Source organism: Pseudomonas sp. Z003-0.4C(8344-21) (assembly GCF_900104975.1).
Lineage (GTDB): Bacteria > Pseudomonadota > Gammaproteobacteria > Pseudomonadales > Pseudomonadaceae > Aquipseudomonas > Aquipseudomonas granadensis.
On the sequence record NZ_LT629756.1, the window covers coordinates 1,004,527 to 1,022,274 of the forward strand.

14 protein-coding genes are annotated in these 17,748 nt (G+C 61.7%); 4 read left to right on the forward strand and 10 right to left on the reverse strand.

Annotated elements, in window-relative coordinates; genetic code table 11:
• Window position 1 precedes the first annotated feature (1 nt).
• The 5 genes from BLU24_RS04700 to BLU24_RS04720 form a co-directional block, all read right to left on the reverse strand.
• Window positions 2-427, reverse strand: a complete 426-nt coding sequence (locus BLU24_RS04700; protein ID WP_093097853.1) for a DUF350 domain-containing protein — start codon at window positions 425-427, stop codon at window positions 2-4.
• Window positions 428-442: 15 nt separating this feature from the next.
• Window positions 443-1,093: a DUF2491 family protein gene (locus BLU24_RS04705; protein WP_093097856.1), complete on the reverse strand. Its 651-nt coding sequence runs from the start codon at window positions 1,091-1,093 to the stop codon at window positions 443-445.
• A 212-nt stretch (window positions 1,094-1,305) separates the two neighbouring features.
• Window positions 1,306-2,004, reverse strand: coding sequence for a PspA/IM30 family protein (locus BLU24_RS04710; RefSeq protein WP_093097859.1), 699 nt, complete (start codon window positions 2,002-2,004; stop codon window positions 1,306-1,308).
• A gap of 17 nt (window positions 2,005-2,021) precedes the next feature.
• Complete coding sequence (locus tag BLU24_RS04715) at window positions 2,022-2,603, reverse strand: YjfI family protein (RefSeq protein WP_203419683.1); 582 nt, start codon at window positions 2,601-2,603, stop codon at window positions 2,022-2,024.
• A gap of 230 nt (window positions 2,604-2,833) precedes the next feature.
• Window positions 2,834-3,388, reverse strand: a complete 555-nt coding sequence (locus BLU24_RS04720; protein ID WP_093097865.1) for a cysteine hydrolase family protein — start codon at window positions 3,386-3,388, stop codon at window positions 2,834-2,836.
• 101 nt (window positions 3,389-3,489) lie between these two features.
• Here BLU24_RS04720 and BLU24_RS04725 point away from each other — a divergent pair, with 101 nt between their 5' ends.
• The 3 genes from BLU24_RS04725 to BLU24_RS04735 all read left to right on the forward strand — a co-directional run bounded on the left by BLU24_RS04725 (window position 3,490) and on the right by BLU24_RS04735 (window position 6,627).
• On the forward strand, window positions 3,490-4,470 hold the full coding sequence (locus tag BLU24_RS04725; protein WP_093097869.1) for a GlxA family transcriptional regulator: 981 nt from the start codon (window positions 3,490-3,492) through the stop codon (window positions 4,468-4,470).
• 299 nt (window positions 4,471-4,769) lie between these two features.
• Window positions 4,770-5,879: a DUF3182 family protein gene (locus BLU24_RS04730; protein WP_093097872.1), complete on the forward strand. Its 1,110-nt coding sequence runs from the start codon at window positions 4,770-4,772 to the stop codon at window positions 5,877-5,879.
• On the forward strand, window positions 5,869-6,627 hold the full coding sequence (locus BLU24_RS04735) for an alpha/beta hydrolase family protein (protein WP_093097875.1): 759 nt from the start codon (window positions 5,869-5,871) through the stop codon (window positions 6,625-6,627). The genes BLU24_RS04730 and BLU24_RS04735 overlap by 11 nt, the downstream gene beginning before the upstream one ends.
• Window positions 6,628-6,741: 114 nt before the next feature.
• On the opposite strand, the gene BLU24_RS04740 is transcribed toward BLU24_RS04735, so the two are convergent.
• The 4 genes from BLU24_RS04740 to BLU24_RS04755 are packed head-to-tail and all read right to left on the reverse strand — an operon-like array spanning window position 6,742 to window position 10,716.
• On the reverse strand, window positions 6,742-7,728 hold the full coding sequence (locus BLU24_RS04740; protein ID WP_090286742.1) for a lysylphosphatidylglycerol synthase domain-containing protein: 987 nt from the start codon (window positions 7,726-7,728) through the stop codon (window positions 6,742-6,744).
• On the reverse strand, window positions 7,725-8,999 hold the full coding sequence (clsB, locus tag BLU24_RS04745) for a cardiolipin synthase ClsB (protein WP_093097878.1): 1,275 nt from the start codon (window positions 8,997-8,999) through the stop codon (window positions 7,725-7,727). The genes BLU24_RS04740 and clsB overlap by 4 nt, the downstream gene beginning before the upstream one ends.
• The gene (locus BLU24_RS04750) at window positions 8,996-9,793 is read right to left on the reverse strand and encodes an endonuclease/exonuclease/phosphatase family protein (protein WP_090286739.1); all 798 of its coding nucleotides are present in this window, start codon (window positions 9,791-9,793) and stop codon (window positions 8,996-8,998) included. The genes clsB and BLU24_RS04750 overlap by 4 nt, the downstream gene beginning before the upstream one ends.
• Complete coding sequence (locus BLU24_RS04755; RefSeq protein ID WP_093097881.1) at window positions 9,790-10,716, reverse strand: DUF72 domain-containing protein; 927 nt, start codon at window positions 10,714-10,716, stop codon at window positions 9,790-9,792. The genes BLU24_RS04750 and BLU24_RS04755 overlap by 4 nt, the downstream gene beginning before the upstream one ends.
• Before the next feature lie 372 nt (window positions 10,717-11,088).
• Between BLU24_RS04755 and BLU24_RS04760 the strand changes: the two genes are divergently transcribed.
• A complete protein-coding gene (locus BLU24_RS04760; RefSeq protein WP_093106443.1) occupies window positions 11,089-13,191 on the forward strand; it encodes a mechanosensitive ion channel family protein in 2,103 nt (700 codons plus the stop codon).
• Between the two features lie 123 nt (window positions 13,192-13,314).
• Here BLU24_RS04760 and BLU24_RS04765 read toward each other — a convergent pair whose 3' ends face one another.
• Window positions 13,315-17,601: a DEAD/DEAH box helicase gene (locus BLU24_RS04765; RefSeq protein WP_093097884.1), complete on the reverse strand. Its 4,287-nt coding sequence runs from the start codon at window positions 17,599-17,601 to the stop codon at window positions 13,315-13,317.
• Between the last annotated feature and the right edge of the window lie 147 nt (window positions 17,602-17,748).

A 17,748-nucleotide genomic window follows, 5' to 3' on the forward strand; every position in this document is an offset into this window, starting at 1 on the left:
ATCAGTTGGACGGGGTCATGCAGGCGGCATTGAGCATGCCGACGCTGATCGCCACCGCAGCCACATAAATACCGGCAGCCACTTCGCCATTGGCGATGCGCTGAGAGGTGCCTTTGAGCACCAGCCCTGTCGCGACGAACGCCAGCAATTGCACGACGGCGGCAATGACAGCCCAGAGTATGAAGTCGAGCACGTTGACCGAATAAGCGATCACGTTGCTGGCAGGAATCGCGAAACCGATGATCGCGCCGGACAGTGCGATAGCGGCGGCGGTATTGCCGGCGCGGATCAGCTCGAATTCCTTGTGCGCGGTGATGCGCGTATAGACGAATTGAAACAGCATGAACAGCAGCACGGCGCCGATCAGATAGACGACGAAACCGACCAGCGCGGTCTTGTTCAGGGAAACGGCCAACACTTCCAGCATGAAAAACTTCCTTTTTTAGATGGCGCTCAAATCAGTCGTGTACAGCGAGATGCCCAGCGAAGTGCTCAGGCTGACGGTGCCTTCTTCGTCCTGCTCGACGGAGAACAGCAGCAATTCGCGGCGATCGGTCAAGCCAGTGTCGCGCGCGTAGAGCATCGAATGGTGATTGATGGTGTAGCTTTCGTCCGGGTTGACCACCTGTTCGGTCATCGGTACCAGCTCGGTCTGGCCCTGTTCGGTGCCCCATTCGCGGGTGTAGGCGACGCCTTCGTGGGTGTAGTTCGGCAAACCGATCTGGCTGTTCGGGCCGGCCAGACGTTGCAGTTCGGCGTCACTGTTGACGGTCACGTAACTGAGGTAATTGAACAGCGTGACGGACTCGATCTGGTCTTCACCGGTGACGTGGATCTGCACCCAGAAATCTTCGTCGTTCATGTAATAGCGGTGCAGTTTGTTGGACTGGCCGAGGTCGACCCAGCCCGCGCTCCAGACTGCCTGATCAAAGGGTACCCGCACCGAAGTCGAGCCCTCGAGCAGCAAGGCCAGAGTCGTGTCGAAACGCACGCCTTTGCCCTGCGCCATCCCGAGCGGGCCGCTCGCCACGTTTGCAGTTGGCGCAGCCGTCTGCCAGTTGCTGGTGCCCAGCAAATCTTTAAACCATCCCATGGGTACGTTCCTTGAAGCGGGTGGACGTGTTCGTTGGCGAAAAAGTGGCGCTAGTGTACCGGGCGCAGCGGCGAACGAGCAGAGGCAATTTCACGCCGAAAATCATGTAGGAGTGAGCCTGCTCGCGATGGCGGCGGTTCAGACAACATTGATGTTGAATGTACCGGCCTCATCGCGAGCAGGCTCACTCCTGCAAGGGTTTTGCGCGGGTGTTATTGAGCGGATTTCTGCTTCAGGCGCTCAAGAATCGCATTGGCGCTGCCTTCGTTCGGCGTGATGCCGGCGTCGCGCAGTTTGCGTTCCAGATCGTTGCCGGTCGAAGCGTCGGCCAGTTCGTCGGCAGCGCTCAGTTCAGCGGCGCGTTGCTGCTGCTTGGCTTGCAGACGGTTCAGGGTGCCGACGGCGGTTTCCAGCTTGCCGTTGGCACCACCGCTGGCGATGGAAGCGCTGACTTGAGCTTTTTGCACGCTGTCCCGGGCCTTGGCCATGTCCACTTGCTGGCGCAGGCTCTTGATCCGCGACTCGGCCTTGCTGATGTCCTTGCGCATGTTGTCGGCGTAGGCGCCGAATTCATCGCTGAGCTTCTTCTCGGCGCTCAGGTCGTTGGTCAGGGTCGAGATCGCTTCGGCGACTTCCAGCGCCAGGTCTTCACGACCGGCGTTCAGCGCCGAGACGGCCTTGGCTTCGAGGTCCTTGATCTTGGCGTCGTACTCGCTGACGCGGTCGGCGGCCAGTTTGTGCTTGGCCATGATGGTGACCAGTTCGCGACGGGCGTTGGACAGCGCGGTGTCGGCGTCGCGGATTTCCTGATCGAGGATGCGCAGGGCCTGCTGGTCGGCGATGGCTTCGCCGACTTCATTGGCGCCGCCGCGCAGTGCGGTGAACAACTTGCTCCAGATGGACTGAGTCATTGGATATTCCCTGTTGATTACTTGAAGAAGTGTTCGAAGGCTTCGCTGGCGCGCTGCACGTTGTCGACCAGGGTTTTCACCTCGGTGACGATGTTGGTCAGGCTCGAGTCGGCGCTGAGGGCGCCAAACATGTTGTAAACGGTCTGCCCGTTGGGCATCGACTCGATGCCGATCGACGACAGCGGGAACATTTCCCGGCTGCGCAGCACGGCGTCGTTGAAGGCTTGGACATTGCTGATCGAATCGACATCCACCAACACGGTGTCGACGATGATCTGCTGGCCAGCCAGGGCGATGTGAATCGGCAGACCGCCGAATTCGTTCATTTCCAGCTTGATGCTCGGCTCGGAGCTCTGGATCAGCGACAGCGTGATTTCTTGCGAAGCCACCTCGTCCAGGGCCTTGAGGGCATTGAAGAGGCTATCGATGGTCCAGTTGTTGCCTGCGCTCATGTAATTCTCCGACATGAATGAGCCAGCCAGAATCGGTTGGCGTAGCTGTTGCTCCATTTGCTTGAGCAAGCTTCGGTTTTCGGGAAGCACCCAAGTTTCGTGTTTCACATAACCGGCGGCCGCCAGACCCGCGCGCATCTGCTTCATATAAAAGCTCGACGGTTTCTTTGCGGAGGTTTTGGCGCGCTCGCCTTTCGGGCTTGCTGCGGCGTGCGCCTTCGAGCGGCTTGTCATGGCTTGAATCCGGTTATGAATGTCTCACGCGTGGGCCACACTACAATCAATTCAAAGTGCCATCAATGACTCACGCGTGAGATTTTCATGACAGGTGCAAAAAGGCCCGCAACGCGGCGGGCCAGTGGGCATTGCAGTTGTTGCTAGGCGTTGCTGCGCAGGAATTCGTCAGTCGACACCACGCTGGCGTAAGCGAAACCCAGCGCCGACATGAACGCGGCGTGCACATGCGCGGCCGGCACGGTCAGGCCGTTGAATTCCAGTTCACGGCTGGCGCAGGCATCGTGAACGACTGTGACGCTGTAACCCATGTCTGCCGCTGCGCGAGTGATGCCATCGACGCACATGTGGCTCATGCTGCCGACCACCACCAGGTCAGTGATGCCTTTTTCGTCGAGGAGCGCTTTCAGCTCGGTTTCGCGGAACGAGTTGACGAAGTGCTTGAGCACCACCGGTTCGTCGGCACGGTTTAGCACTTTCGGATGCAGCTTGGCGCCGTCCGAACCAGGAGTGAAAAACGGTGCGTCTGGCGAAGTGAATTCGTGGCGGATGTGCACCACCGAATCGCCTGCCTCGCGGAAGGCTCCGATCAGTCGGGCGGCATTGTCGGCAGCGGCGTCGGCACCGACCAACGGCCACTTGCCTTGAGGGAAGTAGTCATTCTGGATATCGACTACGATGAGCGCTTGCTTGGTCATGGGTGTGTCCTCGATGTGCTGGCTGGAAGTGACTCCAGTATTCGCGCTGATAAGCGATTCGAGGATTGGCCGCACCGACAATAGACAGGGGAAAACTGACAATGGGCGCAGAAAACGCCGCCATCGCTGAACTCGGTGTGCTGATTTATCCCGGCGCGCAGATGGCGGCCGTGCATGGGCTGACTGACCTGTTTGCAGTGGCGAACCGGATTGCTGCCGAGCAGCAGGCTACCCAATTGCCATTGCTGCGGGTCAGCCACTGGCAGGTCGAAGGCGATCAGCCGCCGGTGCGGATTTACGCCAGTCTTGCGGGCGATGAATCCAGTTTGCAGGCCGTGCTGATTCCGCCGTCGATCAGTGGCTTTTCGGCGGCGCACATGCCGACTCGGCTGATGCAATGGCTACGTGATCAACACGCAAGCGGGGCAACGCTGGGCGGGGTCTGCGTGGGTTCGCTGATGCTCGCCGAAAGCGGCTTGCTCGATGGCCGCAGCGCCACGGTGCACTGGACCGCGGCGCATGGCTTCAGCGAACGCCACCCGAAAATCCAGCTCAAGGCCGACACGCCGATTGTCGACGATGGTGACCTGATCACCACGGCCGGGCTGATGGCCTGGTCGGAACTGGGCCTGCGCCTGGTCAACCGCTTGCTCGGGCCGAGCATCGCCACCCGCACCGCGCATTTTCTGGTGATGGAACACAGCGACAGTGCCAGCGCCTGTGGCAGCAATTTCGCGCCGATTCTCAGCCATGGCGACGCGGCGATTCTCAAGGTCCAGCACTGGCTGCAGAGCACCGGCGCGACTGGTGTCTCGTTAACCGCGATGGCTGAGCGGGCAGTGTTGGAGGAACGCACGTTTCTGCGCCGGTTTCGTGCCGCGACCGGGTTGAAGCCGACTGAGTATTGCCAACATTTGCGGGTGGGCAAGGCGCGGGAGATGTTGGAGTTCAGCAATGGCACGATCGATCACATTGCGTGGACGGTGGGCTATCAGGATCCCGGCGCGTTTCGCGCGATTTTCAAGAAGATCACCGGGCTGACGCCGAGTGATTATCGGGGGCGGTTTGGTCTGTCCCGTTAGTCAGCAGCGCCTGAAATACCTGTGGGAGCGGGCTTGCCCGCGATTCGGTCTTTCAGCTAAGCCCATTGGCGACTGACCTACCGAAATCGCTGGCAAGCCAGCTCCCACAGTTGTTTTGTGAAAGCCATTAATCGTGCAATTTGCCGGGATTTTCTGTGCTGTCGTGCAGTTTGAAACAGGCGTGATGCCAGCACTTTCCTCTTAACTGATTGATTTTCAAAAGCTTTGCCGCGTGCAGCGATTGGCCTGATCTCTGCACCTCTCAACGGGAAACCATTGAACCAGCAAAAGGGGAACGCATGACCCCGACACCGCGCAAGAAAATCGTTGTCGCTCACTCGGTGCGTCCCGACGCGCCGCAACATGAAGTACAGACCAACAAAGCCCTGGCGCGCTGGCTGGCGCAAATTCTCGGGTGCAAGTTCGGCGGCAGTTACGATGCGGAGAAACACCGCGGCCGCGACCTGTATCTATTACCGACGCAAACCATCGTCGGCACCGCCCACGCCGAGGAGCTGGGCATCAGCGGCCCGGACGATCTTTGGGGCGGTTTCGTCGAACATGATTTCATCTGCACCAAAGCCATCAGCCACGGTTTGCGCAGCCACTTGGCCAGCGCGCCGTCGGGCTGGTCGCCGCTGTTTTCCGAACGGGTGCGCAACGTTGTGCTCGATGGGCTCAGCGTTTTCGCCCTGGAAGATGCACGGCCAGCCGCGGAACATCTGCTGTATGCCGGGCCGATCCGCATCAAGCCAATTCATGCCTGCGCCGGTCGCGGCCAGGAAGTCATCAAAAGCCTCGACGCCTTCGATGAAATCCTCGCCCGGCCTGATGCGGAAAAGCTGTTCAGCGAGGGCGTGGTGCTCGAGCAGGACTTGAGCAAAGTGGTGACCCACAGCGTTGGCCAGTCATTCATCGGCGGCAAGGTGCTGAGTTACTGCGGCGATCAATACCTGACCGAGGATGGCCAGGGCGAGGAGGTCTACGGCGGTTCCAATCTGCTGGTGGTGCAGGGTGGTTACGAAGCTTTGCTGGCGCTGGACCTGCCCGACGACGTACGTCTGGCCATCGAACAGGCCCAAGTGTTCGACAGCGCTGCGGATGAAGCCTACCCGCGCTTCTTCGCCTCGCGACGTAATTACGACATTGCCCAAGGCCTCGACAGCAGTGGCAACCCGCGCAGCGGTGTGCTCGAACAATCCTGGCGCATGGGCGGGGCGAGCAGTGCCGAAGTCGCGGCGCTGCAGAGTTTCGTCAACGATCCGGGGATGCGCGCGATTCGCGTGTCTTCGGTGGAAACCTACATCGATCAGGCGCTGCCGGTGGACGCCATCCAGATCTATCGCGGCCCCGCCGAAAGCAGCGACTTTCTTCTCAAATATGTAACGGTCAAATCCTATGACGGCTAGAAGCGAAAGCATTCAAATCGACATTGATGATGAACAGATGAGCGGGACTTTTCTCAGCCCGAAATCGAAAGTCCCCGGCGTGCTGTTCGTGCACGGATGGGGCGGCAGTCAGGAGCGTGATCTTGAACGAGCCAAGGGCATCGCCGGTCTGGGTTGCGTGTGCCTCACCTTCGATTTACGCGGGCACACCGGCGGTACCGGTATTCCGCTGAGCCGGGTGACCCGTGAGGACAATCTGCGCGACTTGCTCGCCGCCTACGATCGCTTGCTGGCGCATCCGGCGCTCGATACTTCGGCGATCGCCGTCGTCGGTACCAGTTATGGCGGCTATCTGGCCTCGATCCTCACGTCATTGCGCCCGGTGCGCTGGCTGGCGCTGCGGGTGCCAGCGCTGTACCGCGACGAGCAGTGGCACACGCCCAAGCGCGATCTGGACAAGGCGGATCTGCGTGACTATCGCGGCACGCTGGTGCGCGCTGACAGCAACCGCGCCTTGCATGCCTGTTCGCAATTCACCGGGGACGTGTTGCTGGTGGAATCCGAAACCGATGACTTCGTCCCCCACGCGACGATCATGAGTTATCGCGCGGCGTGCCAGCAGACCCATTCATTGACGCACCGGATCATTGATGGTGCCGATCATGCGCTGAGCGATCCGGTGTCGCAGCAGGCGTATACCTCGATTCTGGTGGACTGGATAACCGAGATGGTGGTCGGGGAGCGGTTGAGCATTATCCAGTCCAGATGATCTGCGTCGTTTTGCAGGACGCCATCGCGAGCAGGCTCACTCCTACAAGGGAACGCATTCCAAACTGTAGGAGTGAGCCTGCTCGCGATAGCGGTATCCCATCCAACATAACTTTCAGGAAGGTTTCTTCTCGATCCGCAACGCCTTCGCCTTCGCTTCCACCACCAGATACATCACCAGCGTGATCAGCAGCGGCAACAGAAAGTAAATCGCCCGATACGCCAGCAATCCCGCCACCAGACTGCCGCGCGATACCTCATGTTGCAGCAGCGCCACAAACACCGCCTCGAGCACGCCAAGCCCGGCCGGGATATGCGTGATGACCCCGGCAATCGCACTGATCAGTAGCACGCCTAGCACCAACGGATAATCGAGTTTGCTTGGCAACAGGGTGAAAATCACCGCCGCCATCAGCGACCAGTTCAACGCGCCGAGCAGTAGTTGCAGCACCGCCATGCGCAGCGACGGCAGGTTGATTTCGACGTTGCGAATCGACCATTCACGGCGTTTGGAAAAGCGGCACGCGGCCAGGTAACCCGCGCTCACCAGCAACAGCAAAACGCCGATGCCCTGCAACGCGGTGCTGCTGATTTTCCAGCCCGGTGGCATGCTCACCAAACCACTGGTGAACACCACGCCAGCGATGGTCATGTAGCCGAACCAGTTAGTCGCCAGGCTCAGGCCGAGAATCTTGGCGATGTTGCTTTTGCTCACTCCCAGTCGTGAATACAGGCGATAGCGCATGGCGATCCCGCCGACCCAAGCGCTGAGATTGAGGTTGAATGCGTAGCTGATGATTCCCACCGGCAGGATCTGTTTCCAGGTCAGATCCTGACGAATGTAAGTGCGGCCGATCAGGTCGAAACTGGCGTACACCAGAAAGCTCAGCAGCGTCAGGCTGGCAGCGATGATCAGCGTACGCACCTTGAAGTCGGCGAGCGTTTGCAGGACCTCGGCCCATTCGATGCGCATGGCGAACATGGTCAGCAAGACGATCAGGGCGAGAAAGAACAGCAGCGTCAGCGGACGCTTCCAGCGGCTCCATTTCGAATGTTGCGCCGGTGCCGACTGCTCGGCCGAATGCGTTTCGGTATGGCTCATGTCAGGTTCCCTCGAAATGGCTTGAGCCTTGGTTTATGTGCCGGCAGCCAGCCGGCCATGGCCGGAAAATGCCGCAGGAAGTGGAACACCAGGAAACCCACAGTCATGTGCCAGATGCGCCCGCGCGGCAACTTCGCCGGGTCCATGGCTTTGCAGTGGTTGCGGCTGAGGTCTTCGAGGCGTTCGTACAGATGTTGATTGAATGCGCGATCGCGGATCAGCACATTGGCTTCAAGGTTCAGCGACAGGCTCAGCGGATCGAGATTGCTCGAACCGACGGTGCTCCATTCTTCGTCCATCAATGCGACTTTACCGTGCAGCGGACGCTGGCAATATTCGTGAATCTGCACGCCGGCCTTGAGCAGATAATCGTAGGTCATGCGCGCGGCGATCTTGGCCACCAGCATGTCCGGCTGACCTTGCAGAATCAGCCGTACCTCGACGCCCCGGCGCGCGGCATTACGGATCTCGCGCAGCAAGCGATAGCCAGGGAAGAAATAGGCATTGGCGATCACCACCCGGTGTTTGGCGTGGCGCAGCGCCTGCAAATAAACATCTTCGATGTCGGTGTGGTGCTGGTCGTTATCGCGAAACACCAGACGCACCTGGCCGTCGTGGTCGTTGAAAGCCATTTCGGCACGCCGTTGGCGCCGGCGTTGCCACCAGAATTTCGCCCGTCCCGGACGACCGCTCTGCAGCAAGGCGAAGTGGTGAATATCAGCCACCGCCGGGCCCTGGATTTCCACCGAGTAATCCTGCTTGGCTTCGGGGCCGAAATCGGCCAGGTGATCGCCGGAGAAATTGATCCCGCCGATGAACGCGATCGTGCCGTCGACCACCACGATCTTTCGGTGCAGACGGCGGAACCAGTTGGTGCGAATGCCCAAGTGCTTGGGGGCGGGGTCGAAGATCTGCAAATGCACGCCGGCGTCGCTGAGTGCCGTGAGGTAGCTGGTGCTCAGCTCGCCACAGCCAAAGCCGTCAAGGCTCACCGTGGTGCGCACGCCACGCCGGGCGGCGTCGATGAGAATTTCTTGAAGTTCGGCGCCGACCTTGTCTTCAAAGACGATAAACGTCTCGAGGAGAATTTCACTTTTCGCCGCACGCATTGCCGCAAACACCCGCGGGAAATATTCCTCGCCGTTTTCCAGCAGTTCGATGCGGTTGCCGCCGTGCCAGCGGTACTGCACGTCAACGTGGCCGGGCTCGCGGACCGGCGGGGTGATGGTCATCGGCTCCACGGCGGATTTCTCCAGTGGCGAGCTGCTCATAATTGGATCTCCACCGATAACGGGACATGATCGGAAAGGTGTGACCAGGGCCGGTTCGCCAGAACTTTCGGCTGGCTGGCCTTGAGGTTGCGCACATAGATGCGGTCCAGGCGCAGGGCCGGCAGGCGCGCCGGAAAGCTGCGTGCCGGTTTGCCCTGATGTTCGGCGAACACTTCGCGCAAGCCGCACGGCTTGAGCTGCGCATCGGCACGCTGGCGCCAGTCATTGAAATCGCCGGCGACGATCACCGGCGCGTCCTGCGGCAATTCGGCCAGACGCTGCATCAGCAGATCCAGTTGCGCGTTGCGATGGCTCTCGCGCAAACCGAGGTGCACGCAGATCGCATGCACCTCGGCACCGTCGCCGGGCAAGCGCAGCACGCAATGCAACAGGCCGCGGTTCTCGTGGCCGCTGATCGACACATCGAGGTTGTCGTGACGGATGATCTGGAATTTCGACAGCAGCGCATTGCCGTGGTCGCCATCCGGGTACACCGCATTACGCCCGTAGGCAAACTGTGGCCAGAGGCTGTCGGCGAGAAATTCGTACTGCGGCATCGTCGGCCAGTTGTCGAAGCGCTTGTGGTGATGTTCGTGGGTGCCGTGGACTTCCTGCAAAAACACCACATCGGCGGCGACGCTGCGCACCGCCTCGCGCAACTCCGGGAGGATGAAGCGCCGGTTGAGCGCAGTGAAACCCTTGTGCGTGTTGACCGTCAGCACGGTGAAGGTACGTACCGACGGCGCGCTTACCGAGCCTTCATCGGTAAAGCCGACCGGTTCTGGAATGCTCATGCCAACACTCCTTCGCCAGCGGGTTCGCCAGGGGCGGTGGCGAGGTCCTTGTCGAGATCGAAACGCTGCAGCAGGTTACGCGCGTCGTAGGGCGCGCGGACCTTGATGTCGTTGTCGAAATAGCAGAACACTTCGCGGGATTTGCGCGCGCGCGGTTTCAGGCGCGGGGCGATCAGCTGCGCATCCTGCGGTTGCCCGCCGTGGTGCCAGGCGTCGATGCGCTCGGCCCAGCGCTCCAGGGCCTCGGCGCTGTAGCCGCTGGCGTAGAGCTCTTCGGCACCGTGCAGACGCAGGTAGACAAAGTCGCTGGTGACGTCTTCGCGGTACGGCCATTTATTGGCGGTGTCGGCTATCACCAGTGCGGTGTTGTGGCGCTTGAGCAAGCGTACGAATTCGGGATCGATAAAGCTGTCGTTGCGGATTTCCACCGCATGGCGCAGGGGCTTTTTACGCCAGGCTTTGACGCTGACCGGGCCACGCAGGTGCTCATCGTGCTGACGGGCGAGTGCGGCGGCGGCTTCGGTATCGCGAGGCAATTGGGCGAGGAAATTTTCGAAGCGCTCAGGCTCGAACTTGAAGTTGGGCGGGAACTGCCAGAGGATCGGCCCGAGCTTTTCCTTGAGTTCCAGCACGCCAGAAGCAAAGAAATTCGCCAGCGGTTTTTCGATTTCGCGCAAGCGCCGCACATGAGTGATGAAGCGTGGCGCCTTGACGCTGAACACGAAGTCGTCCGGGGTCTCGGCGTACCACTGGGCGTAGCGTTCCGGCCTTTGCAGGGCGTAGAACGATCCATTGATTTCGATGCTGTTGACGGCGCGCGAGGCGAACTGCAATTCGCGCTTCTGCGCCAGCCCCTTCGGGTAGAAGTCCCCGCGCCACGGGGTGTAGCGCCAGCCTGAAATACCGATGTGAATCGCCGCCATCCCATCCTCCCGTAGAAAGTCCTCGTGTTGCCGGTGTTTTGTGATGACTGCGGCGGGGGCGGGAAAGTTTCGGCGGTGTTACGGGCGGTCGCCTGAGGGGCGAAGATCAAGAGCTTACCCCCTCATCGGAACGCCGCCCGCCCAACCCTCTCCCCCAAGGGGGCGAGGGGGAAAGGGAGCAGATCTTCATGGTCTTCAGGACTTGAGTTCGACTCAAGACTTGCAGTTGGTGAGTTTGGTCATGCAACTCGGTCGGCTCCCTCTCCTGGGGGAGAGGGCTGGGCGGGCGGCGTTCCGATGAGGGGGGCTCTTGAACTTGCCGCGCAATTACCGATCAGTTCCTTACAGGTTCACCCACAGGAGTCCCGCGTGTTGACTAGGTTCAGGATCGCCATTGTGCTGGGAGCGCTGCTGTTTCTCGGCGCCAGTGAAGTCGAGGCTGCTGCGCTGCCGGGCGTTCCGGCCAGCGCCGAAACCAGCGAAAAAGCCGCCGAACCCGAGCCGCTGGTGCAGGGCGGGCTGCTCGGTGCGATCAGTACCAGCATCGATGACGTGCAGGAAAAACTCGACCTCAACGAAGATCTGGTCGACGCCTGGCGCCTGCGCGCCGACCGCGCCGCCGACGAAGTCGACAAACTGGTCAAGCAACCCTCGAATCGCTCGGGCTGGAGCGTTGCCGGGGATTTCCTCACTTTGTCCGGTGCCTGGCTCGGTAGTTTTGCCGTACTGACCGTACTCGGCAGCCTGTTGGCCAAACGCCTGCGCGAAGGCCGCTGGCTGCGCACGCGCCAGCGCGGTCAGGATTTGCTCGGTTATCTGCTGCCGTTCACCGTGCCAGCGTTGATCTGCCTGCCACTGACCCTTTATGTGAGTCATTTTCTGCAAGCCTCGGTTGGCCGCGCCTTGGCGCTGTGTCTGGCTTACGCGACCAGCAGTGGCATCTTTTCCACCTCGATGCTGCTGTGCGTGGTCGTGGTGTTCAATGTCGGGCACAAACGCACCGCCGCGCGAATCATCCGCCAATACTGCCCGCGACCGCTGTTCCTGATCGGCTTTCTCGCCGCGCTCAGCGATGCCTTGACCAGTCCGCAGATCGCCCGGCAACTGGGCGGCAACATCACCAGCAGCATCGCCGTGTTCACTGGCCTGATCGCCTCGATCATCTTCGGCTTGCTGGTGATCCGCCTGCGTCGTCCGGTGGCGCATCTGATCCGTAACCGCTCGCTGAGCCAGCGCCTGAAACAGCCGTCGCTGCAAGAGTCGCTGCGGATTTTTTCCGGGCTGTGGTATTGGCCGATCGTGCTGATGGTGCTGGTCTCGGCGGTGAGCCTGATCGGCATCGGCGAGGACAACCAGAAAGCCCTGCGCTGTGCCTTGTTCACCACGGTCTTGCTGATCGGCACGGTGTTTCTCAGCACCGTGCTGCAGCACCTGTTCAAGTCGCGCAAGGCCGAAGCGATCCAGCGTAGCAGCGCCTACAAGGAGCGTTTTCTCAGCCTGTTGCATGCGTTGTTGCGGATCGTCATCGCGATTGCCTTCCTCGATATTCTTGGGCGGATCTGGGGCGTGTCGCTGCTTGATTTTGCCCAGAGCAGCGCGGTGGGCCGGGCGATCAGCGAGGCGTTGAGCAGCATCGGTCTGATCTTTCTGGTGACGTGGCTGCTGTGGGTGGTGCTGGACACGGCGATTCAGGAAGCGCTGAAACCACCGCTGAGCAAACGCGCAGCGCGCCAGCCGAGCACGCGGGTGAAAACCATCCTGCCGCTGCTGCGCAACGCGATCAAAATCATCCTGGTGGTGATCTGCGCGATTACCACCATGGCCAATCTGGGGATCAACGTTGCGCCATTGCTGGCGGGTGCCGGGGTGGTCGGTCTGGCGATCGGTTTCGGCTCGCAGCAATTGGTTCAGGACGTGATCACCGGGCTGTTCATCATCATCGAAGACACCCTGTCGATTGGCGACTGGGTGGTGCTCGATTCCGGGCATGCCGGTACGGTCGAAGGGCTGACCATCCGCACCCTGCGTCTGCGCGACGGCAAGGGCTTCGTGCACTCGGTGCCGTTCGGCCAGATCAAAGCGGTCACCAACCAGTCGCGGCAGTTCGCCTTCGCATTTTTCTCGGTGCAGTTCACCTATGACACCGATGTGGACAGGGCCATCGAGCTGATCCGCGAGACCGGCGATTCGATCCGTGAAGATCCGTTTCTCAAGTACAACCTGCAGGGGCCACTGGATGTGTTCGGGGTCGACAGGATGGACCTCAACGGTGTGGTGCTGACCGCGCAATTCCGCACGGTGTCGGGCGGACAATATGCGGTGAGCCGGGCGTTCAACCAGCGTTTGAAGAAGCTTGTGGATAACACCGCGAATGTGCATTTCGCGCAGACTTATCCACAGCAGGTGGTGTTGCCCAAACGTCAGCCGGTGGATGAGGTGGCGGGGGTGGAAGCGCCCCAGGAATCGCGGATCTGATCTGAATGATGCGTTGCATGTCCCGGCCTCATCGCGGGCAAGCCCGCTCCCACATTGGTTTTGTGTACACCGCAGAACCCTGTGGGAGCGGGCTTGCCCGCGATGAGGCCAGAACAGACGCCTTCAATGCCGGATCAGCTTGCTGTGCACCTGCTCCGCCGCCATCTGATCCAGCTCCGTCCAGATCTGCTGCTTGCCGGCAATCATTGCCGCCGCCGGAACCCCATCGCAATACACCAGCCGGTTACTCGCCAGCGCCGGCACTTTCACCCCCGGCAACAAGGTCCCGGCGAGGTTCAACGGGTCGACGCCGCAGACCATCACCAGACTGCCGTCGTGCGGGCGCCGGCGTACTTCGCGCAACAAGGGAATTGCCTCGGGCAGGGCAAACTGCTCGCCCGCCAGACCACTGACAAAGCGTCCGCCACGAATCTCGCCACGCGCTTCGAGTCGATGGAACGTGCGCAATAGCTCGCGCCAGCTCGGCAACCAGTCCGCCTCACGTTCAAGCAAGCGCCAGAACACCACGCCGTAGCGGCGCAGCAACGTCATGGCGACATGCTCCAGCGTTTGGCTGTTATCCACTGCCGTACCGCGCCGCAACAAGGCCCAGCGTCCGGCATCGTCCATGCCACCGACAAACGCGCCGCGCCCGCGGCGACTGCTGCGCTGCTGGCGCTTGCTCGGCGGCGTGATCAGTGCGCGCAGGCCGGCGAAGCTGTCGGCGTTTACCAACCCGGCGCCGACCAGTTCCTGCAAGGCGATCTCCAGTTCGCTGCGCAGCAGGTGCGCTTCGTGAATCAGCTCATCGAAAAACAACGCGCCGTGCTGGCTCAAGGCGTCGAAGACCTTGCGGGTTTTCGGCGACAGTTCGTCTGCCGGCGTCTGTTCGGCCAGCGCACTCCACAAGCCGACCTGAGCGCGCGGCAGCAACACAATCGGCGTGCTGCGCAACGCCGTGCCGCTGACCTTTTGTCGAGCGCTGAGGCGCGTCCACACCAGTTTGCCGTTGCGGCACAGATCATCCAGCCAGCTCGGCGAATAGTCCTTGAGCCGCGCCGGCAGGATATCGCTGTCCCACGCCGAAGCCGCCGCCGCGTAGCCTTCGAACTGGCCGACAATGGCCGGCAACACAGCGCTGCCCTGACCGCGCGTCGAGGCTGACAGGTGCTGCCAGTCGAACAGAAAGCGCATGAAATCCTGCAACGCCACCGGTTCGATTTCCCGGCGCAGACGCCTGACCGTGTAGCGATGGATGCGCGCGAGCAGATGCCGTTCGCACCATTCCTCGTCATTCAGGTTCGGCGTGAATTGGCCGCGCAGCACATAACCTTCGCGCTCCAGTTGAGTGAGGGCTTGAGCGACCTGCGCAGTCGGCAGCGCCAGCGGTTGGGCGATGGCGAGTAACGGCAGCGGGCCGAACCCGGCGAGGCGCGCGCGGATCACTTCGAGCAAGGCGTCATCGAAACTCCACGCTGCGTCGAAGCCGGGCAATGCGTCCAGCTCGCGCTGCGGCGTGGCCTGTGGATAAAGCGCTTGCAGGCAGGTCAGGCGCTCGCGGGCCAGCCACAAAGAATGCTCGGCATCGACCTGCAGACAACACGCGCGACCGCTGCTGGCCAGGGTCTGCAGCCACTCGCGCCAGCCGTCATTGGCGGCAACTTCCGCTGCGCTGATGCAAGCCAGGCTCATCAGCGCTTCGTGCATTTCATCCACCGAATTCGCCGTTGGCCAAGCCTCTTCGCGTACTGCGGCAATCGCGTCGGCATCCAGCGCACCGAGGTCATCGGTCGATTGCGGATCGCTCCAGCGCCGGTTGATCACCGCTTGCGTGCGGCGTTCTTCCAGTGGCGCGTCATCGAGAAAGGTGTACGGCCGCGCGCTGAGAATTTCTGCGGCGAGCGGCGAGGGCGCCGGCAGGTCGCGGCTGATCAGGCGCACCTCGCCGCGTTCCATGCGTCGCAACAGCGTAAGCCAGCCTTCGCTGTCCATCGCTTCGTGCAGGCAATCGTCGAGGGTTTGTTCGATCAGCGGGTGTTCGGGAATCTCTCGTTCGCCGGCGAGGTTTTCCAGGCAGGCGATCTGATCGGGAAACACGCTGGCGATCAGGTCTTCGCTTTTCATTCGCTGCAACTGCGGCGCGACTTTGCGCCCGCCGGTAAAGCGTGGCAGCGCCAGCGCGACACCGGCGTTCCAGCGCCAGCGCACGCCGAACAGCGGCGCATCCAACACCGCCTGGATCAGAATGTGTTCGGCACTGTTGCTGTGCAGGTAACGCCAGACGTCGTCGAGTTCAAAGCTGTGACTGGTCGACAGCGACAGCACGATCGCGTCTTCGCTGGCGGCGGCCTGCAATTCGAAATTGAAGGTGCGGCAAAAGCGCTTGCGCAGGGCCAGGCCCCAGGCGCGGTTGATGCGGCTGCCGAACGGCGTGTGAAGGATCAGTTGCGTGCCGCCGGATTCGTCGAAAAACCGCTCCATCAGCAGCGTGTCCTGCGAGGGCAGGGCGCCGAGGGTCTGGCGCGCGCGGGCCAGATACTCGACCATTTGCTCGGCGCTGGCGCGATTGAGGCCCAGGGTCTGGGTCAGCCAGTCGAGCGCCGGTTGCGGATCGCCAGGGCTGGCGCCGAGCAATTCGTCGAGTTGCGCTTGCAGGCGTGCCACCGCGGCGGACAGCTCATCGCTGCGGCCCGGGGCTTCGCCGAGCCAGAACGGGATGGTCGGCGGCTGGCCGTGGGCATCCTCGACCCGTACCTTGCCGGCCTCTACGCGCAGGATACGGTACGACGTATTACCGAGCTGGAACACATCGCCGGCAATGCTTTCGACGGCGAAGTCTTCGTTGACGCTGCCGATGTTCAGGCCCTGCGGTTCGAGCAGCACGCTGTAGTCGGCGTTGTCCGGAATCGTCCCACCGCTGGTCACCGCGGTCAGTTGCGCGCCGCGCCGGCCGCGCAAGGTGCGGCTGACGGCGTCGCGGTGCAGATACGCGCTGCGGATGCCCTGGCGGCCGTTGTAGCCTTCGGCGAGCATGCTCAGCAGCGCCTGATAGTGTTTTTCGTCGAGATCGCGATAGGGCGCGGCGCGGCGAAACATGGCCAGCAAGGCGTCTTCCGGCCATTCCTGACAGCTGACCTCGGCAATGATCTGCTGCGCCAGCACATCCAGCGGCGCTTGCGGTATGTGCAAAGTGTCGAGTTCACCACGACGCACGCAATCGAGCAGGGCGGCGCATTCGATCAGATCGTCACGGGTGGTGGCGAACAACCGTCCCTTCGGCGTGCCGCCGACCTGGTGGCCCGAACGGCCGACCCGTTGCAGGAAACCGGCAATCGAGCGCGGCGAACTGATCTGGCAGACCAGATCGACTTCGCCGATATCGATGCCCAGTTCCAGCGACGCGGTGGCAATCAGCACCTGCAGTTCACCGCGCTTGAGCCGCTGCTCGGCATCGAGGCGAAACTCCTTGGCGAGACTGCCGTGGTGCGCCGCAACGGCGGATTTGCCGAGGCGTTCGCTGAGGTGTCGACTTAGACGTTCGGCCAGGCGCCGCGTGTTAACGAAAATCAGCGTGGTGCGATGTTCCCGGGCCAGTTCGGCGAGGCGGTTGTAGACCAGCTCCCAGACGTCGTTGGCCATCACCGCCGACAACGGCACCGGCGGTATTTCAATGCCCAGATCCCGTGGGCGGGCATGGCCAATGTCGATGATTTCGCAGGGCCGTTCATGGCCGACCAGAAACTGCGCCACGGCTTCAACCGGCTTCTGCGTGGCGGACAGGCCGATGCGCGTCAGTGGTTCGCTGCACAAGGCTTGCAGGCGTTCCAGACTCAAGGCCAGATGACTGCCGCGCTTGCCGGCGGCCATCGCGTGGATTTCATCGATGATCACCGTGCGCGTGGTGCCGAGCATCTTGCGGCCTGACTCGGAACCGAGCAGCACGTACAGAGATTCCGGCGTGGTCACCAGAATATGCGGCGCGGTCTTGCGCATGGCCGCGCGGTCTTTTTGCGGGGTGTCGCCGGTGCGCACGGCCGTGGTGATCTGCAGCTCGGGCAGACCCAGTTGGCGCAGTTGTTCGGTGATGCCGGCCAGCGGATTCTGCAGGTTGATCTGGATATCGTTCGACAGTGCCTTGAGCGGCGAAACGTAAACCACCAGGGTTTCATCGGTCAGGCCTTGGGGGGCTTCCAGGCCGCGATGAACCAGATCGTCGAGGACGGCGAGAAACGCGGTCAGGGTTTTGCCGGAACCGGTCGGCGCGGCGATCAGCGTCGAACGGCGCTGACGGATCAACGGCCATGCACGGGCCTGGGCGGCGGTGACCGCCGGAAACGTGTGGCTGAACCAGGCGCTGACGGCAGGGTGGAAACCGGCCAGGGCGCTGTCGGCGGGGAGGGGGAGATTCATGGGTAAAGTTATGCGGGCGGGGGAGGGAAGATGCAAGTACCGCTGGGGATCTTCAGAGACAGTCGAGCCCTTATCGTCGGCAAGCCAACTCCCACAGGATTCATGCCTGGCACAGAACCTGTGGGAGCTGGCTTGCCAGCGATGAGG